Consider the following 26,225-nt stretch of genomic DNA (forward strand, 5'->3'; position numbering starts at 1 on the left):
GAAATTCGACAAAAAATAGGACTGGACAAATGGATTGTCCGGTCCTATAATAATACTCACCAGAGTTCTTCTGGTGATTCAATCCCGTCAGTTCGGCGGTTAATTCCACTTTTATTTTTTTAAAATACCAAAGAAGAGACAGACTGTTTCCTATTGTATGAACAGTATCGAAACAGTTGCGAAAAATATAAGACTGGAGGTGATGCAATATGCATTTTTTCACCTTTTTCCTGTAACGGTTGCCGGAACTGCCATGATCATGGATATCCGTACAGCAAAAGTTGATAACGGATGGATTATTTTTTCCATGTCTGTGGGACTGTTTGTCTGTATATGGCAAAAGAATATTACGGGAATTGGATTTTTTATAATGGGAAGCGTAATGCCGTTATTTCTTATGATCCTCTTTGCTTTTGGGATGATAGGTGCCGGAGATATTAAATTATTCTGCGCACTGGGAGGGATAATGGGCTGTGAATCTATCATAAAATGCATCTTTATTTCTTTTCTGACAGGTGCAGGTATTTCTGCCGCACTTCTGATCTTTAACCACAATTTCTGTGAACGTATCCTTTATTTTATTGAATATGTGAAATGTACAGTCGGTACGGGAAAGATTAGTTCCTATCGGAGAAAAAATATTGCTGCTCCTGAAAATTTCCATTTTACGATTCCTGTTTTTATAAGTGTGTTGTTATATGCAGGAGGTATCTATTGAAAAGAAATATTTTTGCAGTATGCGATCTGGAAGTGGATTATGCGTTGAACTTTATGGACTATATGAATCGGAAGAAGAATATTCCCTTTGAGATACAGGCATTTACATCTGTAGAGAACCTGATCGCCTATGGGAAACAAACACATATAGAGTTGCTGTTGATCTCCGGGCGGGCTATGTGCCGGGAAGTCCGGGATCTGGATATCGGGAAGATCATCATTTTGTCGGAAGGGGTACACCCTCCGGAACTTGACCAGTATCCAAGTGTGTATAAATATCAGTCTTCTTCTGATGTTCTCCGGGAAGTGATGGCATGTTATGGCGCCGAAAAAAAGACAGTGGCAGATCAGATTGCTGTATTAAAAAAGACAACAGAAATTATTGGAATATTTTCACCTCTGGGACGTTGTCTGAAAACCTCTTTTGCATTGACACTTGGACAGATACTTGCCAAAGAACGAGCCGTTCTTTATCTGAATATGGAAGAATATTCCGGATTTGAAGAATTGATGGGAAAAGGTTTTGCCCACAATCTGAGTGATCTTCTTTATTATGTGAGACAGGATAACCAGAATCTTCTCTATAAGATGAACAGTATGATACAGACGATCAATAATCTGGATTATGTTCCACCTGTGCAGATGCCGGCAGATATCCGTACAACAGCCTGGCAGGACTGGGAACGGCTTTTTCAGATGCTTATACTTGACAGTTCTTATGAAGTGATTGTGCTGGATATTGGATGTGGGATTGATGAAAATTTCCAGCTGCTGGATATGTGTAAGAAGATTTATATGCCTGTATTGTCTGATGCTGTTTCACAGTGTAAGATTGCGCAGTTTGAGAATCTGGTCCGAATCTGGGATTATCCTCAGATTCTGGAAAAGACGGAAAAGATAAATCCACCGTTTCATATGGCAACCTGTCTGTCACCTGCGTATGTTGAACAGCTGATGTGGAGTGAACTGGGAGATTATGTGCGGAACCTTCTGAGGAAAGAAAGCCAGAAAAAAGAAAATTAAAAAAGTTCCGGAAAGATGCTGTAAAGGGAAAAAGGATGAACAAAGATGTATTTAGAAAGCTGCGGCAGATGCTGATGGAAGAACTGGATCTGTCCAGAGAATTATCGGATAAAGAAATCCTTGATGTGATTGATGAGCTGATTCTGAACCAGATAAAAGATGTCCGTCTTGCGCTGAAAGAAAAGGTACAGCTTCGTCAGGAACTGTTTTATTCTGTCCGCAAACTGGATGTGCTTCAGGAACTGGTGGATGATGAGACAGTGACTGAGATCATGGTAAACGGGCCGGATACTATTTTTGTAGAACGGGCCGGCAAGCTTATGAAATGGCATAAAAGTTTTACTTCTGCTGAGAAACTGGAGGATGTGATCCAGCAGATTGTTGGCAAATGTAATCGTGTGATCAATGAATCCATGCCGATCGTGGATGCAAGGCTGGAAAATGGTTCCAGGGTAAATGCTGTAATTTATCCGGTTGCATTAAATGGTCCGATTCTCACTATAAGGCGTTTTCCTGAACACCCCATTACAATGGAAAAGCTGATCGCACTGGGAAGTATCACACAGGAATGTGCAGAATTTCTGGAGAAGCTTGTGAAGGCCAGATATTCCATGGTCATAGGAGGCGGAACCGGAAGCGGAAAGACGACATTTCTTGCAGCAATGTCGGAATATATCCCCAGGGACGAAAGACTGATCACAATAGAAGATAATGCAGAACTTCGCATCAGGGGAATTGACAATCTGGTCCGGCTGGAAGCAAAGATGGCAAACATGGAAGGAGCAGTTTCTGTTACGATCAGAGATCTGATCAAAGCTGCATTACGAATGCGTCCGGACAGAATCATAGTGGGAGAAGTCCGTGGCGGAGAGGCAATGGATATGCTTCAGGCATTGAATACAGGGCATGAAGGGTCGCTGTCTACTGCCCATGCCAATTCTGCCAGGGATATGTTATCCAGACTGGAAACAATGGTTCTGATGGGCGTTGATCTTCCATTGGAAGCAATCAGAAGACAGATTGCTTCCGGAGTGGATATTCTGGTACATCTGGGAAGAATGAGGGATAAATCAAGGAAATTGCTGGAAGTAACTGAGGTGTGTGGCTTTGAAAATGGAGAAATCCGTATCCGGCCGCTGTATCAATGGCAGGAAGGGAAAGGTCTTGTAAAGACAGCATCCCTCCTCCATGTGGAAAAACTGGAAAGAGCGGGGATTGAACTATGAAAGGGAAAGAAAAAGAACAGCTTTATCAGAAACGTAATTATGATCATTATCGTTTTTCTATGAAAGAACTTCTGAAATATATGGGACAGGCACTGGCGTTGTGCATAATGGCAGATTATCTTTTTTACAAAAGTAAATGGGTGTTGCTTCTTATGCTTCCCGTTCCTGTGTTTTATCTGAAATGGCAGAAAAATCGTATGATCAGGGAAAGACGGAAGAATCTGAATTATCAGTTTAAGGATGCACTTACTTCGCTGAGTGTTGCGGTTCAGGCCGGATATTCGGTGGAAAGCGCGGTAAAAACCTGTGTCAGAGATTTGGAGAGACTCTACGGAAAGGGAACGGATATTGTGGAGGAATTTCGCTATATTGAAAGCCAGCAGCATATCAGTGTTCCGCTGGAAGAGCTGTTTCTGGATCTTGGAGAAAGAAGTCAGATAGAAGATATCGAAAATTTTGCCTCTGTATTTTATACAGCCAAGCGTACAGGTGGTGATATGAACCGGGTAATTCAGAAGGTGTCTCGTATGCTTGGAGATAAGATTGACGTTAAAAAAGAGATAGAGGCTACACTGGCAGCAAAGAAGTCAGAACAGATGATCATGAGTCTTATGCCTGTGGGAATTATCCTGTACTTGCAGATGACTTCACCGGGCTTCTTAAGTGTTCTTTATGGAAATCCCTTTGGAATTGCAGCAATGAGTATCTGTCTTGTCATTTATGCTGCGGCATACTGGCTTGGCAGAAGGATTGTAGATATTGAGGTGTGACAGTACAAATGTGGATACATGTTGTCATTTTTGTTATGATCCTGTGTGCACTGACCGGCTGGAAAAAAGGATGGATTCCATCTTCCGGAATCGGAGGGAAGGATGGTATCAGACTTTTTGCGGTAGTAGCGATAGCCGGAAATCTGCTGGGCATGATCCTTACTTTGCAAAACGGTGGACAGGTGTATCCTCAGGGATACCGTCTGGAAAAGGAGGATACAGGATCATATGAGAAGGAATTTATGGTATCCGTTGACGGAGAAGAACCGGTCTCCATGTACATTCAGGTACCGGAGAAGGAACTGGAAGAGCAGGAGGAAGAACCGAAACAGAATAAGAAGCTGACCAGAAAAGAACAGGCACAAAAAAGTATTGCAGAGGCAGTATCCCGGTATAACGAGCAGCGCAGTGATCCGGATTATTATTATCTTCCGGATAAGCTGAATGGAAAAAAGGTAAAATGGGAAAGTCCGGCAGACACTTCCGGAATGCTTCTGACAGGACTGTTTCTTATTGCGGCAATGGCAATTCTTGTGATGAAAGGGAGAGAAGAACAGGTTCAGCTTCAGAAACGGTATGAAGAACTTCTTATGGATTATCCGGGACTGATCATGAAATTTACACTTCTGGTTCAGGCCGGGATGACTGTAAGAAAGGCATTCCAGAAAATTTCTCTGGATTATGGAAGAAAGAGAAAGCGGAATCCAAGACCTGCGTATGAAGAGATACGGATTGTCTGCTATGAGATGGAAAGCGGAGTTTCTGAAAGTGAAGCATACAGAAGATTTGGAGAAAGATGTGGTCAGGCAAAGTATAAAACATTTGCCACGCTTCTTATCCAGAATCTCCAGAAGGGCAGCAGACAGATGGCTGATATGCTTGAAAGAGAATCAACCGAAGCATGGGAAGAACGAAAGAGAAAAGCACGTGTTCTTGGAGAGGCTGCAGCCACAAAACTTCTGGTGCCGATGATCATGATGCTTATTGTCGTTATGGCAATTGTCATGATTCCTGCTTTTATGTCTTTCTACGGAGAAACATGATAAGGTGCTGCAGTAAATTCTGTGCAGCGTAAAGGGTGCTTTTGGATATGGAGGGAAAAAATGGGACAATTGATAAGACAGATAAAAAAGAAAAACGGACTGATACGAAGATTCGCAGAGGAAGAAGACGCTGTAGGTGTTGTGGAGATCATTCTGATTCTTGTAGTCCTGATCGGGCTTGTCATTATTTTCAAAGAGCAGCTGACCGAACTGGTGCAGAGCATTCTTTCAAAGATCGCCAAACAGAGTAATTCTATTTAAGATGAAAAGAGAAGGAGGTGTACTTCCTGTATGAAATATTGCGGAAAGGAAAGAGGAAGCATTACATTATTTCTTGCATTAATACTCAGTCTGCTTTTGTCTCTTGTATGTACAAGTATAGAATCTGTATGTATGGCATCGGCCAGAACCCAAATACTCAACAGTATGGATATCGGACTTTATTCTGTATTTGGACAGTATGACAGGAAACTTCTTGAGGAATATGATCTGTTTGCGCTGGATGGTTCCATGGGAGGCGGGCAGCTTAATCTCGCAAAGATCTGCGATAATCTGGAATCCTATATGAAACCGGTGTTAAAGCAGAACAGTCAGAAACTTGAACTGCATCAGAGCGGACTTACCGGTTACCGGCTTCTGACAGATGAGTGCGGAGAGGTTTTTTATCAGCAGATTGTGCAGTATATGCAGGAAACTCTTGGAAGTCAGGGGGTACAGCTCCTTCTCAACAAAATGTCTGATCGAGAGAGAAAAGCAGAAGAGGCGGATCTGAAAGCGAAACAGGCGGAGACAGGAGGCTCCATCGACAGATATGATTCAGAAATGAATCAGGCTTCTCAGAAAAGCCGGCAGGCAGCACAGGAAGCTGAAAACAGGCAGCAACAGGAAGGACAAATATCAACCCAGCCAGCACCGACGCAGCCACAGGCTGACAATCCCATCAGTATTATAAAAAGAATTATGAAAATGGGAATACTGGAGCTGGTTTTGCCACCCGGACGGGAAATTTCCACCCGGACAGTCAGCAAAGACACAATGGTTTCGGGAAGACAGCTGCAACAGGGAATGGAGATGCCGGACGGAGTGACAGCAGATAGCAGTTATACTTCCGGGGTTTTGTTTCAGCAGTATCTGATGAATCATCTGGGAAATTACACAGATCCGTCAAAAGAAAGTCTTGCATATCAGATGGAATATGTTTTTGGAGGAAGAGACAATGATATAGATAACCTTAAATCTGTGGCATCAAAGCTCTTGTTCATCAGAGAAGGCGTAAACTTTGCATGTTTGATGGCAGATAATGTAAAAAGAACAGAGGCACAGGCACTCGCTGCAGCCATTGCGTCGGGATTTCTGGTTCCTCCGGCAGCGGTAGTGATAGAGTCTGCATTGCTTTTATGCTGGGCATTTGCGGAGAGCGTACTGGATGTGAGAGAGCTTTTTGCAGGAGGGAAGATTCCCCTTGTAAAAACTTCCGCAGACTGGCAGATTTCACTGTCTAATCTTTCAAGTCTGATGGAAGGACTGGATTCCATGCGGAAAAACAATGAACATGGATTGTCCTATGAGGATTACCTTCAGGTTCTGATATTGCCTGTTTCAAAGGAAAAGAAAGTGATGAGAGCTATGGATATGATCGAAGATGCGATAAGAAAGAAAGGCAGGGCAAATTTTTATATGGATTCCTGTGTTGTAGCTCTGGAGGCATTTGCGGAGGTAAAAGCAAACAGGAAAAAGGAATTTCAGGTGATACGTCAGTATTGTTATGAATGAATTGCTGAAAAGAGGTGTGAAAAGATGCTTTTACAGAAAGAAAAACAAAGCATTGAAGAAATCGGAAAAAAAGATAAAAAAATTTATGAAAGGAGAAAAGTCTCTCTAAGCAATATTTACGATCTTTTATTCCCCCAAAAGAGTCGGAAATATTTTCGGACAAATGCAAAAGAACATATTGGAGAAGTTTCTTCTGTAAAAGTATCTTTCTGCACCTCTTTTCGGGGAAAGATTAAGAAGGGAAGTCTGGCAGTAGAAACAGCACTTGTACTGCCGCTGTTCTTCCTGGGAATGGTTACGCTGATTTCGTTTATGGATATATATAAACTGCAGACGGAACATCTGACTGCATTGTGTACGAAGGCAAAACAGGCGGGAATGTATGCGTATCTTCCGGGTGGGGACAGTGTTGATGATATTACGCTGCCGGATATCTACACGTATAAACCCTTTGGTGGACTGATACCTCTTCCGGATGTTGGAGTTTATAACCATGTAAAAGTCCATGCATGGACAGGAACCGAATTTCCTGACAATGGAGGAGAGCAGGGAGAAACAGAACCGATGGTTTATGTAACTGCCTCGGGCAGTGTGTACCATAAAAATCCGGGCTGCAGCTATCTGAATGTTTCATTAAAACAAATTCCCGGAAGTTCCGCAAAATCTGCATCTAATAAGTACGGGGAGCATTATTCAGCCTGTGAAATCTGCAGCAGGAATCAGAATCCGGCAGGAGTGGTATATGTTACGGAACAGGGAAACAGATACCATAATCTGGAGTCCTGCAGTGGGCTGAAACGTTCGGTAAGACTGGTAAAAGCTTCCTCTGTTTCGGAAATGGGAGCATGTAGCAGGTGTGGCTGAATTTTGCCGGAGAGATGTATATGGAGATGAATGGCGTAAAAGAAATATGTGTACTTGGATTTCTGGGAATAAATTCATGGATAGATATCAGAAAAAAGCAGGTTTCTCTTCTACTGATCATAATATTTGCAGTCTGCGGAACTGTGTGGACAATATATAGCAGAAGAAATGTTCCGGAGGTTCTTATGTGCGTGGGGACAGGTTTTCTCTTTGTGCTGATCAGCATTCTTACAGAAGGTGCTGTGGGAATGGGCGATGGCTGGCTGCTTATGGCACTGGGGACAGTGCTGTACCCGGAAGAATTTTTTTCAACACTTTTTATGGGAATGATCTGCAGTGCAGTATGGTCCGGCATCATGATGATGGGATTTTGCAGAAAGGGAAGTACGGAGATACCGTTTGTGCCATTTCTGCTGGCAGGATATCTGGGAGGATTTTTGATATGAAAGATAATTTTTGTATAACAAATGAATACAGTATAATTCGTAAGGGAAGTTTTACAATCGAGACTGCCTGTGTCATGCCGTTGATCCTGCTGGTGTTGATGGGACTTATCTATCTGAGCTTTTTTGTACATAACAGGGCATGGCTGACAGCGGCAGCTTATGAATCGGCAGTAAGCGGGAGCATGGAAGGGATTAAGAAAAATGGAGAAATATATGATACTGCAAGGATGCGCAGTGAGGAGCTGGGGAGTATTGGCTTTTTCGGGGCGGAGAATTTAGGTACCCAGACAAATGTGGGAAAAGAAGTGCAGGTAACCTATGACCTGGACACGATCTCGTCGTATGGCAATCTGAGCTGGCATTTGAGGACAGAAGGGAAATCCGCAGTGATAAATCCGGTGAAACATATCCGCAGACTGCGGGCGGCGCAGGCGGTACTGAGAGAAATGGGGGAATAGAATAGTATGCGGACAGAATATAAGAGGGATATGAATCATAATTATCTCATTGTCTATGGTGAGAATGAGATCAATACAGATTCCTATCAGGTAAGGATGCTTGCGGGAAATGTGATTCCCTCTCTTCTGAAGTGCAGGATACAGGGGATGGATGGCAGATTTCTTATCTATTTTGATATTACTTCGAAACAGGCGGTGAATGTGCTGTATGAAGAAAAGAAGATGGGAGTTGAAGATCTCAGGCTTATTTTCGGTGGTTTTGTAAAGGCTATGGAAGATGCGGCGGAATATCTGATCAATCCCGGACAGTTTATAATGTCGCCGGAATATATTTATACAGATATTGAAAAAAGACAGATTTATTTCTGTATGATGCCCGGATATGAGAAGGATATTAAAGAACAGTTTCAGCTTCTGACAGAATATATTCTGCCGAAAATAGACCATCAGGATCAGGATGCGGTAATCCTTGGATATGGAGTATATAAAAGAGCAATGGAAGACAGTTTTCATCTGGAGCATATTAAAGAAGAATTATATAAAACTCAGAGTTCAGATGTAAATGGGGAGAAGAAAGAAAAAATAAATGCAAAAAAGACAGAGCAGGAGATGGAGTTTGCAGAAGAAGAGACTTTCCCGGAAGATAATGAAAACCGGAATGAATTTGTAAGAGAAGGAGAAGATTCAAAAGAACCCGGCCGACTGAACCCGGTCGGTGTTATTGTGCCGGCTGCTGTTCTGATCTGTGGACTGGCAGCTGCTATCCTGAAGGGATATCTGCCATATGTGGAAATGGAAACCATACTTGGTGTAATTGTTATAGCTATAGCGGGTATCATGCTGGGCCTGCGTATTATAAAGACAAAAAAAGTTTTGCATCTCCCGGAACAGACGTATGCATCAGGAGAAACAGTGAGACACATAGAAAAAATAAGAAATATGCCATCATGGAATAAAACAGAAAAGAAAACATCAGGGAAAAGATCAGGATGGAAAGAAGCAGAAGGAAAAGTGTCAGAGCAGAAATGGGAGGACAGATTATATGAAAACCTGTCCCAGACAGTGGAGAGAAATCAGCAAACAAATCAGAGTCAGCCGGTGAATGGGCAGAAAATGTCAGACTGTGGACAAAAAACTTCCGAATCATCCCGGATACATATGGACTATGGTGAAACAGTAGTACTATCTGCCGGAACAGTAAGCGGACCTGCAAGTCTGGTGAGCAAAGAACCGGGAGAACTGGCGACCATTTATCTCAATGAAGATCTGACTGTGATCGGAAAGCTGGAAACTGCCTGTGATGCGGTGATCAGCCTGCCTACCGTAAGCCGTATCCATGCAAAAATACGAAAAAAAGAAGAAAACTATTTCCTTAGTGATATGAATTCCAGAAACGGAACGTCTGTAAATGGAAGATTACTTCGTCCGGATGAGGAATATCAGCTTGAACCGGAAGATGAAGTGGATTTTGCACAGGCAAGATATATATTTCTGGAATAAATGTTTTTACAAAATACAGGAGGTCTGCTACAATTAGTAATGGTACATTGTTTTTGAGATAAAGAAACAGAAAAGAGGTAAAACTTGGAAGAACTGAAAAAGGCACCGGTTACAGTGCTTCTCATTCTGGCGAATATTCTTGTTTTTACTGCAGTGGAATTTACCGGAGGATCAGAGGATACCATGCATATGCTTCAGTGCGGAGCGGCATATACTCCCGCCATTATGCAGGGAGAATACTATAGGATCTTTACAAGTATGTTCCTTCATTTTGGACCGCAGCATCTTGGAAATAACATGCTGGTACTGTTTGTGCTTGGAGGCAGACTGGAGCGTACAGTTGGAAAACTGAAATATCTGCTGATCTATCTTCTGGGAGGAATGGGTGGAAATCTGCTGTGTCTGTTCCTGGAACTGGATAGTGCGGATTTTGCAGTTTCGGCAGGTGCATCCGGTGCAGTGTTTGCTGTGATGGGTGCAATGATCTATGCTGTGATCAGGGGCAGAGGTCATATTGAAGATCTTTCTGCCAGACAGGTAGTGATCATGGCTGCTTTTTCGCTTTATTTTGGTTTTACAAGCGAAGGGGTGGGCAATGCGGCACATGTAGGCGGTCTTATCTGTGGATTCCTGCTTGCAGTTCTGCTTTATCACCCTTCGCAGCGTGCAGGATAACCGACCTTTATTCAGGGGATGCCGGCAGATAAATATAAAAGGCAGAACCCTGACCGGGAGTGCTGGAAACCCTGATCTGACCATGGTGTGCAGAGATGATTTCTGCTGTTACTGCAAGCCCGAGACCGGTTCCTTCCGGTTTATATGTAATGAAGGGATGAAAGATATTCTCAGTCTGCTTATGCGTCATACCACATCCGTTATCTTTAATACAGATGCAGATGCCGGAATCTGCAGGGGTGAGATTTACAATAATCTTTCCGCCTGGCTGATCGATGGCTTCACAGGAATTTTTGATCAGGTTAAATATGACCTGACGCATTTTTATCCGGTCAAGAAAAACAGGTGAAGAAGTATGTTCCACATGTATTTCCAGCCGGATTCCCAGATAGTCCAGAGTGTTTTTCTGACAGGATAAAACAGTGGTCAGAAATTCCGCGGGATTTACGGGAACAAGAGTAACTGTCTGCGCATGGCTGAAGTCAGAGAGTTCTTTCAGCAGTTCTTTTACATATTCAAGGTTATCCATAAGACTGTCCCATTGTCTGTAACTGCACAGTTCCGGGTGAGAGGAAGCCATCAACTGAAGTTCACTGTTGATCAGCGTGACCGGATTACGGATTTCATGTGAAAGTCTGGATAAAAGAAAACGAAAATCTTTTTCTGATTGTTTTGTTATTTCAATCTGCATATTATCACCTCAGGAAAAGTGTATCATTGTGAACTTTCAGCCGCAACTGATTTCGTCCTGAAAAATTCGCAATAAAACGACAAGTATTACTGATTATTGCAAATCAAAATCTTGAATTTTAAGAAAGAAGGATTTAAAGATGGAAAATTGTATTTTTTGTAAAATCGCTAATGGAGAGATTCCTGCTGCAACACTTTATGAGGATGAGAATTTCAGGGTAATTCTTGACCTGGGCCCGGCGAGTAAGGGACATGCGCTGATCCTTCCGAAATCGCATGCTGCCAATATTTATGAATTATCGGATGAAATGGCTGCAAAGGCAATGATTCTTGCAAAGAAAATGGCGACAGCAATGACAGCAGCACTGAAATGTGACGGATTTAATATTGTACAGAATAATGGCGAGTGTGCAGGGCAGACAGTATTTCATTTTCATATGCATCTGATTCCGAGATATAAAGGAGATCAGGTGGGAATCACATGGCACCCGGGTGAACTCAGTGATGCAGATAAAGAAGAAATCCTGTTAAAAGTAAAGGAGCAGCTGTCCTGATATTCTGATACAGCACATTGCAAAAGATGGAGAATATAGATTTTGTAAGTATCTACAGGAAATACCGCTCTCGGGCGTTCAATATTGGAAAATTTATCCTTGGCGATGAAGATGAAGCAGAAGATGTCTGTCAGGATGTATTTGAGACTTTGTTTCATATGGGCCGGAGTGTGGATTTTTCAGATGAAAAGAAACTGGAGAATCTGATTGTCAGAATCAGCTACCATAAGGCATCCGATCATCGCAAAAAGGCCTTCAGGAAATATGAATATGCGAACTCAGATGTGATTCTGGAAATGACAGATATGCGGGTAAGAAAAGGTAATCGTGTAGATGAGATTGTTCTGAATCTGGAGGCAGCAGGATACCTGCAGTCGATATTTGAAAAACTGAGAGAAAAGAACAGGACAAATTATGAAATCTATGTCAGTGTAACGTTATATGACATACCAACGCGTCTCGTTGCCAGACATTATCATATCACAGAAAATAATGTGAATAACAGAGTCATGAGGACGAGACGCTGGCTTGCCAGGGAATATAAGAAAATAACCCGGTGATTACTGTTTATTTACGCAGTCTTCGATCAGCCCGGTGATTTTTTCAATAGAATTCATATGACTGCTTTCTGACATGGCATGAACATAGGACTCTCTGTTCTGGTACAGTTCGCGGATTGCGTTTAAAAGTGTGCTTTCTGTAATCTCTTCTTCCTCAAGTACCATGCTGAATCCCTGACGTTCAAATGAACGTGCATTGAGGATCTGGTCACCGCGGCTGGCATTTGCAGAAAGCGGGATCAGAAGATTGGGTTTTTTTAAAGCATTCAGTTCACAGATTGCATTGGCACCTGCGCGGGAGATAACGATATCAGACAGAGCAAACAGATCGGCAAGCTCCTGTTTAATATATTCATACTGTACATATCCTTTTGTGTCTTTGAGACTTTCATCCATTTTTCCCTTACCACACAGGTGGATAACCTGAAACTCTTTTAAAAGTTCCGGAAGGATTTTGCGGATATTTTCATTGACAGATGCAGCACCAAGACTTCCGCCGATCACCATAAGAACCGGTTTGTCATCTGTGAAACCACAGAATTCGCGGGCTGCCTCTTTACTTCCGTTTAATAATTCCTGACGGATAGGAGTACCTGTAAGTACTGCTTTGTCAGCAGGAAGACTTTTTACAGTCTCAGGGAAGTTACAGCATACTTTTGTTGCAGATGGAATGCAGATCTTATTTGCAAGTCCGGGAGTCATATCTGATTCATGAATGATGGTAGGAATTTTACGTCGACCGGCAGCGATTACAACCGGGACAGTCACGAAGCCACCCTTGGAGAAAACCACATCTGGTTTTAATTGTTTCAATAATTTTTTGGCCTCACCGAATCCTTTCAGTACACGAAATGGATCTGTGAAGTTTTTCAGATCAAAATAACGTCTCAGCTTTCCGGATGAGATTCCGTAATAAGGAATATTCATTTCTTCAATAAGCTTTTTTTCGATTCCATCGTAGGATCCGATATAGGAAATTTCGTATCCAAGCTCCTTAAGGCGTGGGATCAGAGCAATATTCGGAGTCACATGTCCGGCTGTGCCGCCACCGGTGAGCACAATATGTTTCATAGAGATTCCTCCTGTTTTATTCTGAATAGTTACAACAATTCTATAAAAGACTGCAGGGAATCCGGGAATATGTGAAATTCTGCGAAAATGTCCGGATTCATTATTTTATGGAATTGCTATACGTTACTATTTAATATGAACCCAGGGGGAGAAATTGTCAAGGAAAGTTAAATATTATGAAGAACAAAACAGATATACAGACAAAAAATCAGCAGATAGACAAAATACTTCAAGAGCAGTATGATACTGAAACCAAAATACTTGAATCCGCATTGCTGAACGCAGCAGGCAAAACCTCATGGGATGAATTTCCGGAAGAATCCGAGGAGAAGATCCGGGCGGGGTATGATCGGCTGATCACCCGACTGAGAGAAACAGGGGATTTCAATGAAGCAGCCAGGGCTGAAAAGACAGGAAGCACCAGGGCGGCAAAGGAAAAACTTGAAAGTCTTGAGTATGACGGGAACAGGACTCACAGAATCCTGAAATCTGCAGCTGCCGCAGTGGCAGTAGTTATGTTGACTGCGCTGGTGGGAATGACTGCTATAGCTGACTATCGATATCCGGATAAAAATACGCAGACATATCAGAAGACATCCGTTTTTGAAAAAAAATAAAAAAATTTTATTTTTTTGTGTGATATTTGCCGATTTGATTCGCATAGTATATGTAATGAAAGTTTGCGAAGCAGAAATCCGGCATTTTATTCTTCGGATAAGTGTGCGGATCAAAGGCTCGGAACAAAACGTTATATATTTATGCACTGACCGACAGAGAATCATTAAAATATCGGCAAATTTTTAAAATTCTTACGTGGCAGATGCAAAGAAAGGCAGGAACAGTCGAAAAAAAACTGTTTCTGCTTTTTATTTTCAGAAAAGATATTGTTAATTTGTTTCATTGTAGTGTATAATTAATACAATATAGAAGGATCATAAAAGCAGTAAAAAGCTGCCGGGTTAAACAGGCAAAATGCAGCAAAACAATTGGGGATATCAAAAATGTACTCTCGGAGTCTTTATTGCACTTGCTTTTATGGCTGATTTTTCGCCAGATGCACCCGAATTTTATCAACGTACGCACCGCGTACGCCTCAAAAATTCGGGCACATCTGACAAAAAATCTTCTCATAAAATCAAGCACAAAAAGATTCCGAGAGTACATCAAAATCTGAAGGGAGGTTTTTATATGAAGATTACATTTATCGGGGCAACTCATGAGGTTACGGGATCCTGTTATTATCTGGAGGCAGCAGGTCACAAGTTTCTTGTAGACTGCGGAATGGAGCAGGGACCGGATTATTATGAAAATGCAGAAATACCAGTGGCTTTGGGAGAGATAGAATTTGTTCTTCTGACACATGCACATATAGATCACTCAGGTAATCTTCCGGCTATTTATGCAAAGGGGTTCAGAGGACCGGTATATGCCACAGATGCCACCAGCCATTTATGCGATATTATGCTCAGAGACAGTGCGCACATTCAGATGTTTGAAGCAGAATGGAGAAACCGTAAAGGCAGACGACAGGGCAAACCGGAATTTGTTCCGGCTTATACAATGGAAGATGCCATGGGAGTGATCAGAAATTTTGTGGGATGCCCGTACAATAAGATGATCACTCCTGCAGAGGGAATTTCAGTCCGGTTTATTGATGCGGGTCATTTGTTGGGTTCTGCAAGTATTGAACTGACGGTCAGGGAGGAGGATACAGAGAAAAAGATTGTATTCTCCGGAGATATTGGAAATACCTGCCAGCCTTTGATCAAGGATCCTGAGTATCTGCACCATGCAGATTATGTAGTTATGGAATCCACTTACGGTGACCGCAGTCATGGAGAAAAGCCGGATTATGTGAAACTGTTGTCAGAAATCATCCAGGAAACCTTTGACAGAGGAGGAAATCTTGTGATTCCTTCTTTTGCAGTGGGACGTACGCAGGAAATGCTGTACTTTATCAGACAGATCAAGGCAGACGGACTGGTGTATGGACATGACGGATTTAAAGTATATGTGGACAGTCCTCTTGCAAATGAAGCTACCACGATTTTCTCGGAGCATCAGTATGACTGTTTTGATGAAGAAGCGATGGAACTGATCAAAAAGGGAATTAATCCAATTAGTTTCCCTGGATTGAAGATTTCCGTCACCAGTGATGATTCGAAGTCGATCAATTATGATGAGGAGCCCAAGGTAATCATTTCAGCCAGTGGTATGTGTGATGCAGGCCGTATCAAGCACCATCTGAAACATAATCTGTGGAATGAGAAGAATACGATTCTTTTTGTAGGATATCAGGCGGTCGGTACTCTTGGAAGAGCACTGATCGAGGGGGCTGCAGATGTGAAACTGTTTGGTGAACCTGTTCATGTGGCAGCGCATATCTGCCAGATGCCGGGAATCAGCGGTCATGCGGATGTGAATGGCCTTTTAGACTGGGCGAAGGCATTTGAGGAGAAACCGCAGAAAGTCTTTGTTACTCATGGAGATGATACAGTTACAGAGATTTTTGCAAAACGTCTGACAGATGAACTGGGGTATGATACAATGGCTCCGTTCAGCGGTACGGTTTATGATCTGGCAGACGATGTATGTCTGTATGAGGCAAAGGGTGTGAAAATCCAGAAAGCATCTGCATCACCGAAGGCAACAAGAGCAGCCAGAGCCTTCGAGAAACTTCTGGCACTTGGTTACAGGCTTATTACGGTTATCAGGAAAAATGAAGGAACGCCGAATAAAGATCTGGAAAGATTTTCAAGAGATGTTCAGTCCCTGTGTGATAAATGGGACAGGACAGATATGTAAATTAAAAAAATATCCCACGAAACTTTATCTATAGCAATCTTTGTAAATAATATATTGATTCAATTTACATTATTTAAGAGGCTTGCTATAGTTTTCGTGGGATATTTTATATGGTCACCTGCGTAACTGTTCAGTATTTCCACAGTTGTTTATTTGTTCAGAACTTCCTCCAGTGCAGTGGAAAGCTGATCCGGACATGAGGTATTCTTAAATCCGCATTTGATTCCTTTTAATCTGCTGATCACTTCCTCTGCATCCATTCCCTCTACAAGACTGGCTACACCCTGGGTATTTCCGCTGCATCCGCCGATGAAACGGACATTGTGGACTTTCTTATTGTCATCTACTTCAAATTCAATATGGCTGGCGCAGACACCTTTTGTTTTATACGTCATGATATGTTTCCTCCTGTGTGAAAAAATGTAACTATAAATGCTGCTGTTCATATACCACTACGTTACTGTTTACTTCGTTCTCAGTAACGTAGCCAAAATTTATTCCAGATTGCCTGCGGCAATGGAATTTTGGCTTGTATGTCTCGGGATTTTGGCATATTCATGCCAAAACACCTCGCGGAATAGTGATATGTGAACAGTAACATAAAATAGCAATTGTATTATAACAGAGGATAAAAAAAGTTTCCATATAAATAAAGTTTTGCTATAATAAAGAAATGTCAGGAACATTTGTCACTGTTTACACATCTGAACCTGATACCATGAAAATGAAAAATTACAATATACAAAGAAGAGGTGTTTTAATAATGAAATGTATCGGAATTATCGGAGCAATGGAACAGGAAGTTGCAAAAATCAAGGAAAAAATGCAGGATGTCACAATTACATCCAGAGCCCGTATGGATTTCTATGAGGGAACTCTGGAAGGAAAGAAAGTAGTTGTTGTACGCTCAGGAATCGGAAAAGTAAACGCAGGTATGTGCACACAGATCCTTGCAGATGTATTTGGTGTGGAAGCGGTGATCAATACAGGAATTGCAGGAAGTCTGAATAATGATGTAAATATTGGGGATATTGTTCTTTCCACAGATGTTTTGCATCATGATATGGATGCAATCGGCTTCGGATATAAGAAAGGTCAGATTCCGCAGATGGATGAATTTTCCTTCCCTGCTGATGAAAAACTTCGTAAACTGGCTGCAAAAGTATGTAAAGAAGTAAATCCTGAGATCAGTGTATTTGAAGGAAGAATCTGTTCCGGAGATCAGTTTATCTCAGATAAGAGCGTTAAAGATGCCATCATTTCAGAATTTGGCGGATTTGCAGTAGAGATGGAAGGTGCTGCTATCGGTCAGGCTGCTTATCTGAACCATATTCCATTCCTTGTAGTAAGAGCAATCTCTGATAAGGCAGACGGAAGTGCTCACATGGATTACGCTGAGTTTGAGATGGCGGCAATTGAACACAGTGTCAAATTAACTGTAAGAATGATCCAGGAATTGTAATCTGCAAGAAGCAGATGAAATAAAGCGGCACGTGAACTGTATTTCGGCACAGTCTGCAGAACTTTGCATATACTGAAATAGACAATCGAAAAGAATGCAGGATCGTACGATGTATCTGAAAGAATATTTTCCGTTTTATACCACATATGCAAATCCTCTTCTGTATGAAGGAGAACGGATGCAGGATAAAGAATTTAACCTGATGAAATCCTATTATCCGGGGACTGTACAGCATATTCAGGAGAAAATAGAAGAGGAATGTGATCTCATGGATTATGAGGGAAGCCGCCTTTATGATGAATATCCGGATAAATATATGATTTATCATTTAAGCTGCAAGATCAGGGAGAGTATGGAACCGGAAATAAGCACTCAGGCTATCAGGGAGGATTTTCTGGATGAACTGATACAGGTAATGCTTTGTCAGGAAATATCCAGAAGAAGATGCCGCAGATATCGCTGCAGGAGATACTTTTAAAACAGATTGTAATTGCTCGGGAAATCGGTTTGCTGGTACACCGGACAGTTACAACAGATTATATAACATTAACAGACAGAAAGAGCAATGAAAAATTTAAGAGAATATTTAGAAGAACAGATAAATGAAAATCTGATACAGGCTGTTCTGAGTGCCGGCAGAAATAAAGATGGCATATCAAAAATAAAGATTCGTCCGATCCGGCTGAAAGGACAGATCTGTTATCAGGCATCTGCCACAGAAGGACAGAAAGTTCTGCATAAAAACTACGGGCGTACGGAACTGATTGAATATGTGGAAAAAGAACTTGCAGAGAATTTCAGACAGTTTCAGGCACAGGGTGCAGTAACAGACGGGGTTGTTCTTGTCAGTAAAAAGGGGAAAATGACTATTAAACAGAAACACCATGAACAGAAAGAAAAAGTTCAGATCCAGGCACATAACCGGGTGAAACAATATATTCTTAAAGAAGGCGTTCCGGTTCCGTTTTTGATCGATCTGGGAGTTATGAATGAACAGGGAAAGATTATCCATGCCAGATATGACAAATTCAGACAGATCAATCGTTTCCTTGAATTTATTGAAGATATACTTCCCAGACTTTCCAGAGACAGAGAAATAACGATTCTGGATTTTGGCTGTGGAAAGAGTTATCTTATCTTTGCCATGTATTATTATTTAAGAGAACTAAAAGGATATGATGTAAATATCATAGGTCTTGACCTGAAAACAGATGTAATTGAGAAATGTAATTCTCTGGCACTCAGATACGGATATGAGAAGCTGCATTTCTATCATGGTGATATTGCAGATTATGAAGGTGTATCCTGTGTGGATATGGTGGTAACGCTTCATGCCTGTGACACAGCTACCGATTATGCACTTGCCAAGGCAGTGGAATGGGGAGCTGAAGTTATTCTTTCCGTACCCTGCTGTCAGCATGAAGTTAATAAACAGATCAAAAATGAAATGCTGGAGCCGGTTCTGCGCTATGGAATCCTGAAAGAAAGGATGTCTGCGCTGATCACAGATGCTGTGCGTGCAGATCTTCTGGAGAGCAAAGGTTATGATACCCAGATCCTGGAGTTTATTGATATGGAACATACACCTAAGAATCTCCTGATCAGAGCAGTCAGAACAGGGAAAAGATCAGACCAGGGTAAGGTGGAGAAAATGCTTGCAGCCCTGAATATCCATCCCACACTGGACAGGCTTCTGAATGAAAAAGAACAGGAAGGGAGTGTGCGATGAAAAGGATACTGAAAAAAGCAGGTATTCTTCTTCTGGTATTTCTGCTTAGTACAGCAGGTACTGCATTGCTTCTTAACAGTGAATCCACAGATAACCGTTCTGATTTTAATGACGCAGTGTTTCCGGAAGTCATGGTGGATATGAATGATACGCTGATAAACCGGATGTATGGATATGCGCAGCCTATGCAGGCGGATTTTACCAGAGACAGTGTGACTCCTCTGGATACATCAAAAAAACTGACATTTAAAGTGAATCCCTATGATTCGGAAGTAAAGAGTTTTTCTTATGAGATCCGTACATCTGATGGAAGTAAAGTTCTTGAAAATAAGAAGATTAAGAATCTTGTAAAAGAAGATCAGTATTTGTCCGTAGACGTGGAGATTGGCAGTGATCTGCGTATGAATCAGGAATATTCCATGCAGATTGCCCTGGAACTGGATGAGGGTACAGCATATTATTATACGAGAGTTGTTTCCAGGTCACAGGTACATGCTTCAGATTATGCAGCTTTTGTAAAATATTTTTATGAAGCGTGTCTTGACAAAGAGTCAGCAGATGCACTGGGAAGTTATCTGGAACCACAGACAACAGGAGCAGCAACGAATTACTCGGGAATTAATATTAATTCTTCCCTGAGTGAGATCAGTTGGGGGAATCTTGCTCCGCAGCTGTGTCAGGAGGGAATTCCTGTGATCAAAGAGATCAATGAGACAACTGCCAGCGTTGTGCTGGAATATCAGCTGACTTCGCAGAATGAGGATGAGGAAACGGAATTATATGACGTAAAAGAATTTTACAGAATGAAATATCAGGATACCAGGATTTATCTGCTGGATTTCCAGCGTTCTGCAAATCAGGTCTTTGATGGTACACTGCCTGTTTATGAGGATGATGGGATTATCCTTGGAGTGCGCGATAAGAATGTAGAATATATGATGAATGATGCTGCTACTGTGATAGCTTTTGTGCAGGAGGGAGATCTGTGGTCCTATTCACCGGGCAATGAAAAGGTAAATCAGGTTTTCAGTTTCAGAAAATCGAAGGACGGAGATTTCCGCGATTCCAGAACTCAGCATGACATCAAGATCGTCAGAGTAACTGATGAAGGAGATATTGATTTCGTACTTTATGGATATATGAACAGAGGAAGCCATGAAGGATATGAAGGAATTGCAGTTTACCATTACAATCGTGATAAAAACGTGGCAGAAGAAAGAGCCTTTATCCCTGTTTCGGAATCATTTGAATTTCTGAAAAAAGATCTTGAAAAACTGTCCTATGTCAATGAAAAGAATGAGCTGTTTCTGATTCTGGCGAAGAATCTTTACAGGATCAATATCGAAGAGAACTCCAGTGAAATTCTTGAAAAAGGAATAAAAAATGCGAATTTTGTATCTTCCGATAATAATGACCATGCAGCCTGGCTGGTTTCAGAGGGGGATGAAAAGGGAAATATCAAGGAAATTGATTTTGATACCTGTAAAACCCGACTGATCGCACCGCAGAAAGGCCAGAGACTTCGTACAGTTGGATTTATGAATGAAGATCTGATTTATGGAATGCTGAATAAAGAAGATATTCTTACAGATGAGGAGGGACATAAATCTGTTGGGATCCGCATTCTGCGCATTGAAGATTTTGAAGGAAATGTAAAAAAAGAATACCGGAAAGACGGACTTTATATCACTGATATTTCAGTAGGAAATACTCTGATCGAGTTTGAACTTTCTGCAAAATCCGGAGAAACCTCTTATGTTGCCCAGAAGAAAGATACGATCATGAATAATAAAAAGGCAGCGGCAAATACAGTAAAAATCGAACTTATTTCTGCATCCAGGACAGGTGTTCGTGTGAAACTGGTATTTAACACAACCAAACAGACAGATTCTCCGCTGACTATGTATGCAAAGGTAAGCAGTTCCGACCGGAAAGACATTGTTCTGGACACTCAGATTCCTCAGGAAACAGCATATTATGTTTACGGACAGGGCGGACTGGACGGTATCTATACAGATCCGGCGAAGGCTGTATTGCGTGCAGATACGCTGGGAGGTGTAGTGCTGAACCGTACACAGCAGTATGTATGGGAACGTGGAAATAAAAAGACAAAAATGCAGATAGATACAGAAGGGATTCCGGAGAGTGTGCTTCAGGGAACCTATGATATTAAAACCCTGAAAAAGAGCCTCAAAAAGACCGGAACTGTGATCGATCTTTCCGGCTGCAGTCTGGACAGTGTGCTGTACGAGATAAGTGCACAGCGTCCGGTAATTGCCAAAACGGGAGCAGATACAAGCGTGGTGATCGTAGGATATGATGAATATAATACCTGGCTGTATGATCCGGTTAAAAAAGAGACCTATCCGTATGGAATGAATGACAGTACGGATCTTTTCCAGAAAGCCGGAAATGTGTTTATCACCTATATAGAAACAGTAAATTACTGATGAAAAACATAACCGGCAGGCAGCTGAGAACGGAGCGAACAGTAACGCGACAGCAACCTGCCGGTTATTCATCCAAAAAATTGTAAAAATGCTTCTTTACATTTCACTGATATTTGAGTATTCTAAAAAGGACAAACAGTGGCAGAGAAATTTATTGTTTAAACACGTTACTGTAAGAGTGAAACAGTAACAGCGAAACGGAGGAACGTACAGATGTTATATGAGAACATTAAAAAATTAGTACAGTACGGAGTAGAAACAGGACTTACACCGGCCTGCGAGAAGAATTATACAATAAATCTTCTTCTGGATGTCTTTAAAGAAGACGAATATGTGGAACCTGAGGAAGAGTACAGGGATATCGATCTTGAAGAGGTATTAAATGCACTTCTGGATGAGGCTGTGAAGAGAAATCTCATAGAAGACAGTGTTGTGTACAGAGACCTTTTTGATACCAGACTTATGAACTGTCTGATGCCGCGTCCGGCGCAGGTACAGAATGAGTTCTGGAGCAGATATGAGAAAGATCCACAGGAAGCAACCGATTACTTCTATAAACTCAGTCAGGACAGCGATTATATTCGTCGTTATCGTGTAAAGAAAGATCAGAAATGGACAGTAGACAGTGAATATGGTAAAATCGATATCACCATCAATCTTTCCAAACCGGAAAAAGATCCGAAGGCAATCGCTGCTGCCAAGCTTGTAAAATCCAGCAGCTATCCGAAATGTCTTCTTTGCCCGGAGAACGAAGGATATGCAGGAAGAGTTAATCATCCTGCCAGAGAGAATCACAGAATCATTCCTATCACTGTAAATGACAGTCCCTGGGGATTTCAGTATTCCCCATATGTGTATTACAATGAGCATTGCATCGTCTTTAACAGTCAGCATGTTCCGATGAAGATTGAGAAGAATACATTTATCAAACTTTTTGATTTTGTAAAACTTTTCCCGCATTACTTCCTGGGATCCAATGCAGACCTGCCTATCGTAGGCGGTTCTATTTTAAGTCACGATCATTTCCAGGGCGGACATTATACTTTCGCAATGGCAAAAGCACCGATTGAGAAACATGTGACTATTCCGGGATATGAGGATGTAGAAGCAGGTATTGTTAAATGGCCTCTTTCAGTTTTAAGGATCCGTCATAAGGATGAGAAGAGACTGATAGAGCTTGCTACACATGTTCTGGAAGCGTGGAGAGGTTATACAGACGAAAGTGCGTTTATCTTTGCTGAAACTGATGGAGAACCGCACAATACGATCACACCGATCGCCCGCAGATCCGGAGATATGTTTGAACTGGATCTCACACTTAGAAATAACATTACTACTGATGAGCATCCTCTTGGTGTATACCATCCGCATGCAGAGTATCACCATATCAAGAAAGAGAATATTGGCCTGATCGAAGTAATGGGACTTGCTGTACTTCCGGCAAGATTAAAAGAAGAATTGGAACTTCTGGCAGAATATATTCTGGAGGGAAAAGACATTTCTTCCAATGAGAAGATTGAGAAACATGCAGCGTGGGTTGCAGAATTCCTTCCGAAATATGACAACCTTGATAAAGACAACATTCAGGATGTTCTCAGAAAAGAAGTCGGTAATGTATTCGTTCATGTACTTGAGGATGCCGGCGTATATAAATGCACTGCTGAAGGCAGAGAAGCATTTATGAGGTTTATCAATAAATTATAAGGAATATTTTCAACCATAAGAAAACAGTGTTTACATAGCAGGATGACAAATCTGGTATTATTTACATATGAGCAGGTTGTAGCGGTTCTGATCAAAAGCCGGGCAGTCTGAAGATGTTTTTGAATGATTGGGAATGCATAGAGAACGTCCCGCATATTTTATGTTGGGACGTTTTTGCAAAATGGAGGTAAATATGTACAGAAAAAGACACAAAAGAGGAAAGCGTCTGGCAAGTGTGTTTCTGACTGTGGCACTGATCACTGCAACAGTTCCCGTACAGGCAGCAGAGTTCGGCACTCCGGACAGTTTTGAAGAGATTTTCAGTTCAGGGGAAGAAGATTCGTGCATAACTGATACAGAAAATACTTTGCCGGCAGCTTCTGATTCGGAGAAAGTAATGGCATCGGAACTGTCACCAACACCAACAGTGACTTCGACACCGGAGGGTACACCGATGCCGTCTTCAACACCGACTCCTTCGGTCACACCGATGCCGTCTTCAACACCGACTCCTTCAGTCACACCATCACCATCTCCCACGCCGACGATTAATCCGGAGAAAGAGGTAATGCTCCGGTTTATAGACGGAGAAGGAAATGAATGTGAACAGCTGCGAACAGTGATGTCCTGGGGTGAATCTTTGATCCTTCCCAATGTACCGGATACAGGTGCACCGGATATGTGGAAACTGGAAAAAAATGAAAAACTTGGAGATGCGATCACTCTGAAGGGTGGAGATATTCTTACTCTGAAGAAAGGCGAGAACTGGAATCTGTTTCTCGAAAAAGGCATCCTGAACTTCTATATGCCAAAGAAATGTACGGTTTCTCTTTATAATAATTCAGGAACCAGTGTGTTTTCCAATGGAATTCTGCGGGCATATGAGACAAAAAACGTCATACTTCCGGATATGCCATCATCCAAATACATTAATTATGGATGGACAGATACAAAGGGAAGTTCTGCTGTAAAATATGAACTGAATTCAGAATTTACAGTGACCGGTGACACAGATTTTTACATTGTGCGCCGTACAGCACTTCAGGTGAATTTTAAGACCAATACAGGGGCAAGCAACAGTAAATTTACCAGACTGAATCAGAAAGTCGGAAAGGGACTTACAGTTACAATGCCGCAGGTACCTGTCAAGACAGGATATCAGTCTCTGGGATGGTCAAAGAGTAAAAAAGCCTCCAAAGCTGACTATAAAGCAGGCCAGAATGTGACTGTATCAAAAACACTGACTCTCTATGCTGTATATAAGAAATTGCCTTACACAGTTACTTTCAATAACAATAATGGAACAAGTACCAGCAAAATTTATACCTCTCTCACCATGTATGCGTCAAAAAATCAGAAAGTGACACTGCCTGATGTGCCGAAAGTAAAGGGCTATACAAACTTGGGATGGACAACTGTAAAGGGAGAAACAGAACCGGAATATTCAGCCGGTGATACAGTAAAGATTACAAAGGCAACTCAGTTCTATGCAGTGTGCAGAAAGAGTAATTATTATACGGTCAGCTACTATCTGGGAAATGGAAGCACTAATGCAGCTTATCAAAAACTTACTCAGACAGTAGAAGAGGGAACTGTTGTTACCTTTGCAAAAGTACCGGCAAGAACCGGTTATGTTAATCAGGGCTGGTCAAGTAAGAAAAATTCCGAGAAAGCAACAGCGAAGGCGAAATGTACAGTTAATAAAAATATCACTCTTTATGCGGTACAGAAGAAGGCAGTACAGCTGACTTTCCACAGATGTGACGGCAGCACCTGGCAGAAAACGACTCTGGCGAAAGGATCTACCTATTCTCTGCCAGGAGTAAGAGATGCAGAAGGTTATACTTTCATGGGATGGTCATCAAAACCAATGCAGTCTGTGAATCCGGAATATGAGGCAGAAGAGAAGATTACAGTAAACGGTAATATGAACCTGTATGCAGTAGTATTTAACAGATCAACAGAAAAAGATCTTACAGAAGCTGAGCTCCCGCAGGTAGATATCTATAAATACAAACAGGTAATCTTTGTGGGCGATTCCCGTACAGAATTTATGGAGAATGTTCTGAAGGGAATGGGAGAATCAGCAATTAAAAATGTGAAGTTTGTCTGCTCTGCGGGAAAGAAATTAAATTGGCTTACTACCACAGGATGGTCACAGCTTTATGCTATGGTGCAGAAGGACACCAACAGTATTCTTTCTAAGAAAACAGCGGTAATTTTTAACTTTGGAGTAAATGATCTGTCAGATTATGCAGATTATGTAGAATATTATAACTGGATTGCACCGCAGCTTAAAAGTAAAGGATGCGAACTGTATTTCATGTCAGTAAATCCGTTGAACCGTACGATGCTTTCAAATACAGGACGAGCAGACCGAAGCGAAGCGGCAGTCAGATCCTTTAACGATTATATGAAAGCAAATCTTTCTTCTGCATATACTTATATCGATATGTACTCCTACCTGAAATCCACAGGCTACAGCTTTGCCAGTGATCACTATGGAGCAGGAACTATCGATGATGGTCTGCATTATACGGCAAAAACATACAAGCGAATTTATGCCAAGTGTATAGATTCGCTGAGGGTACCAAGATAGGATAGATGTTATTTAAATATTATCAGGATAAAAGTTACTATTCGTTTCGTACCCGGTAACGAATAAAAAACACAGTAAATACCAGATTACTCCTTGCGTGAAATCA

At 41.7% G+C, this 26,225-nt stretch carries 25 protein-coding genes; 22 read left to right on the plus strand and 3 right to left on the minus strand.

Features of this window, described 5'->3' with window-relative positions; genetic code table 11:
• Nucleotides 1-202: 202 nt before the first annotated feature.
• From LJE12_RS10735 to LJE12_RS10790, 12 genes are all read left to right on the plus strand, one after another.
• Complete coding sequence (locus tag LJE12_RS10735; RefSeq protein ID WP_062807119.1) at nucleotides 203-718, plus strand: prepilin peptidase; 516 nt, start codon at nucleotides 203-205, stop codon at nucleotides 716-718.
• Nucleotides 715-1,740 carry a hypothetical protein gene (locus LJE12_RS10740; protein WP_022380463.1) on the plus strand — a complete coding sequence of 342 codons (1,026 nt, stop codon included), beginning with the start codon at nucleotides 715-717 and terminating at the stop codon, nucleotides 1,738-1,740. The genes LJE12_RS10735 and LJE12_RS10740 overlap by 4 nt, the downstream gene beginning before the upstream one ends.
• Nucleotides 1,741-1,775: 35 nt before the next feature.
• Nucleotides 1,776-2,966 (plus strand): CpaF family protein, encoded by a 1,191-nt coding sequence (locus tag LJE12_RS10745; RefSeq protein ID WP_215679910.1) that lies wholly within the window; start codon nucleotides 1,776-1,778, stop codon nucleotides 2,964-2,966.
• Nucleotides 2,963-3,736 (plus strand): type II secretion system F family protein, encoded by a 774-nt coding sequence (locus LJE12_RS10750; RefSeq protein WP_008706986.1) that lies wholly within the window; start codon nucleotides 2,963-2,965, stop codon nucleotides 3,734-3,736. Before LJE12_RS10745 ends, LJE12_RS10750 begins: the two co-directional genes overlap by 4 nt.
• Nucleotides 3,737-3,744: 8 nt before the next feature.
• On the plus strand, nucleotides 3,745-4,779 hold the full coding sequence (locus LJE12_RS10755) for a type II secretion system F family protein (protein WP_025578558.1): 1,035 nt from the start codon (nucleotides 3,745-3,747) through the stop codon (nucleotides 4,777-4,779).
• 60 nt (nucleotides 4,780-4,839) lie between these two features.
• A complete protein-coding gene (locus tag LJE12_RS10760) occupies nucleotides 4,840-5,040 on the plus strand; it encodes a Flp1 family type IVb pilin (protein ID WP_020993262.1) in 201 nt (66 codons plus the stop codon).
• Nucleotides 5,041-5,070: 30 nt separating this feature from the next.
• Entirely contained in the window at nucleotides 5,071-6,552 is a 1,482-nt protein-coding gene (locus LJE12_RS10765) for a DUF5702 domain-containing protein (protein WP_177968493.1), read from the plus strand.
• Nucleotides 6,553-6,576: 24 nt separating this feature from the next.
• Entirely contained in the window at nucleotides 6,577-7,416 is an 840-nt protein-coding gene (locus LJE12_RS10770) for a TadE family protein (RefSeq protein ID WP_025578561.1), read from the plus strand.
• 20 nt (nucleotides 7,417-7,436) lie between these two features.
• On the plus strand, nucleotides 7,437-7,862 hold the full coding sequence (locus LJE12_RS10775) for a prepilin peptidase (RefSeq protein ID WP_022380467.1): 426 nt from the start codon (nucleotides 7,437-7,439) through the stop codon (nucleotides 7,860-7,862).
• On the plus strand, nucleotides 7,859-8,320 hold the full coding sequence (locus LJE12_RS10780; protein ID WP_025578565.1) for a TadE family protein: 462 nt from the start codon (nucleotides 7,859-7,861) through the stop codon (nucleotides 8,318-8,320). The genes LJE12_RS10775 and LJE12_RS10780 overlap by 4 nt, the downstream gene beginning before the upstream one ends.
• A 30-nt stretch (nucleotides 8,321-8,350) precedes the next feature.
• The gene (locus tag LJE12_RS10785) at nucleotides 8,351-9,820 is read left to right on the plus strand and encodes a DUF6382 domain-containing protein (RefSeq protein ID WP_182465560.1); all 1,470 of its coding nucleotides are present in this window, start codon (nucleotides 8,351-8,353) and stop codon (nucleotides 9,818-9,820) included.
• A gap of 84 nt (nucleotides 9,821-9,904) precedes the next feature.
• A complete protein-coding gene (locus LJE12_RS10790) occupies nucleotides 9,905-10,495 on the plus strand; it encodes a rhomboid family intramembrane serine protease (RefSeq protein ID WP_118614235.1) in 591 nt (196 codons plus the stop codon).
• A 7-nt stretch (nucleotides 10,496-10,502) separates the two neighbouring features.
• On the opposite strand, the gene LJE12_RS10795 is transcribed toward LJE12_RS10790, so the two are convergent.
• Nucleotides 10,503-11,186, minus strand: coding sequence for a sensor histidine kinase (locus LJE12_RS10795; protein WP_008706975.1), 684 nt, complete (start codon nucleotides 11,184-11,186; stop codon nucleotides 10,503-10,505).
• Between the two features lie 139 nt (nucleotides 11,187-11,325).
• On the opposite strand from LJE12_RS10795, the gene LJE12_RS10800 reads away from it, so the two are divergent.
• Complete coding sequence (locus tag LJE12_RS10800) at nucleotides 11,326-11,739, plus strand: HIT family protein (RefSeq protein WP_025578568.1); 414 nt, start codon at nucleotides 11,326-11,328, stop codon at nucleotides 11,737-11,739.
• Nucleotides 11,740-11,765: 26 nt separating this feature from the next.
• The gene (locus LJE12_RS10805; protein ID WP_147412544.1) at nucleotides 11,766-12,299 is read left to right on the plus strand and encodes an RNA polymerase sigma factor; all 534 of its coding nucleotides are present in this window, start codon (nucleotides 11,766-11,768) and stop codon (nucleotides 12,297-12,299) included.
• Here LJE12_RS10805 and LJE12_RS10810 read toward each other — a convergent pair whose 3' ends face one another.
• Nucleotides 12,300-13,370: an undecaprenyldiphospho-muramoylpentapeptide beta-N-acetylglucosaminyltransferase gene (locus LJE12_RS10810; RefSeq protein WP_008706972.1), complete on the minus strand. Its 1,071-nt coding sequence runs from the start codon at nucleotides 13,368-13,370 to the stop codon at nucleotides 12,300-12,302. It abuts the gene before it with no gap.
• A 176-nt stretch (nucleotides 13,371-13,546) separates the two neighbouring features.
• Here LJE12_RS10810 and LJE12_RS10815 point away from each other — a divergent pair, with 176 nt between their 5' ends.
• Complete coding sequence (locus LJE12_RS10815; protein ID WP_118614231.1) at nucleotides 13,547-13,987, plus strand: hypothetical protein; 441 nt, start codon at nucleotides 13,547-13,549, stop codon at nucleotides 13,985-13,987.
• A 571-nt stretch (nucleotides 13,988-14,558) separates the two neighbouring features.
• Entirely contained in the window at nucleotides 14,559-16,175 is a 1,617-nt protein-coding gene (locus LJE12_RS10820) for an MBL fold metallo-hydrolase RNA specificity domain-containing protein (RefSeq protein WP_118338990.1), read from the plus strand.
• Between the two features lie 149 nt (nucleotides 16,176-16,324).
• Here the strand turns inward: LJE12_RS10820 and LJE12_RS10825 are convergent, their stop codons facing one another.
• On the minus strand, nucleotides 16,325-16,570 hold the full coding sequence (locus tag LJE12_RS10825) for a TIGR03905 family TSCPD domain-containing protein (protein WP_008706968.1): 246 nt from the start codon (nucleotides 16,568-16,570) through the stop codon (nucleotides 16,325-16,327).
• 368 nt (nucleotides 16,571-16,938) lie between these two features.
• On the opposite strand from LJE12_RS10825, the gene LJE12_RS10830 reads away from it, so the two are divergent.
• The 6 genes from LJE12_RS10830 to LJE12_RS10855 all read left to right on the plus strand — a co-directional run bounded on the left by LJE12_RS10830 (nucleotide 16,939) and on the right by LJE12_RS10855 (nucleotide 26,119).
• Nucleotides 16,939-17,637 carry a 5'-methylthioadenosine/adenosylhomocysteine nucleosidase gene (locus LJE12_RS10830; RefSeq protein WP_008706966.1) on the plus strand — a complete coding sequence of 233 codons (699 nt, stop codon included), beginning with the start codon at nucleotides 16,939-16,941 and terminating at the stop codon, nucleotides 17,635-17,637.
• A 109-nt stretch (nucleotides 17,638-17,746) separates the two neighbouring features.
• Entirely contained in the window at nucleotides 17,747-18,115 is a 369-nt protein-coding gene (locus LJE12_RS10835; protein WP_022379846.1) for a hypothetical protein, read from the plus strand.
• 87 nt (nucleotides 18,116-18,202) lie between these two features.
• Nucleotides 18,203-19,366, plus strand: coding sequence for a class I SAM-dependent methyltransferase (locus LJE12_RS10840; RefSeq protein ID WP_118574014.1), 1,164 nt, complete (start codon nucleotides 18,203-18,205; stop codon nucleotides 19,364-19,366).
• Nucleotides 19,363-21,816: a C39 family peptidase gene (locus LJE12_RS10845; protein ID WP_227226858.1), complete on the plus strand. Its 2,454-nt coding sequence runs from the start codon at nucleotides 19,363-19,365 to the stop codon at nucleotides 21,814-21,816. The genes LJE12_RS10840 and LJE12_RS10845 overlap by 4 nt, the downstream gene beginning before the upstream one ends.
• A gap of 213 nt (nucleotides 21,817-22,029) precedes the next feature.
• A complete protein-coding gene (galT, locus tag LJE12_RS10850) occupies nucleotides 22,030-23,520 on the plus strand; it encodes a UDP-glucose--hexose-1-phosphate uridylyltransferase (protein WP_008706957.1) in 1,491 nt (496 codons plus the stop codon).
• Nucleotides 23,521-23,713: 193 nt separating this feature from the next.
• The gene (locus LJE12_RS10855; RefSeq protein WP_227226857.1) at nucleotides 23,714-26,119 is read left to right on the plus strand and encodes an InlB B-repeat-containing protein; all 2,406 of its coding nucleotides are present in this window, start codon (nucleotides 23,714-23,716) and stop codon (nucleotides 26,117-26,119) included.
• The last annotated feature ends 106 nt before the right edge of the window (nucleotides 26,120-26,225 follow it).

The sequence above is a fragment of the Blautia sp. DFI.6.71 genome, from assembly GCF_020593585.1.
Classification (GTDB): domain Bacteria; phylum Bacillota; class Clostridia; order Lachnospirales; family Lachnospiraceae; genus Blautia_A; species Blautia_A wexlerae.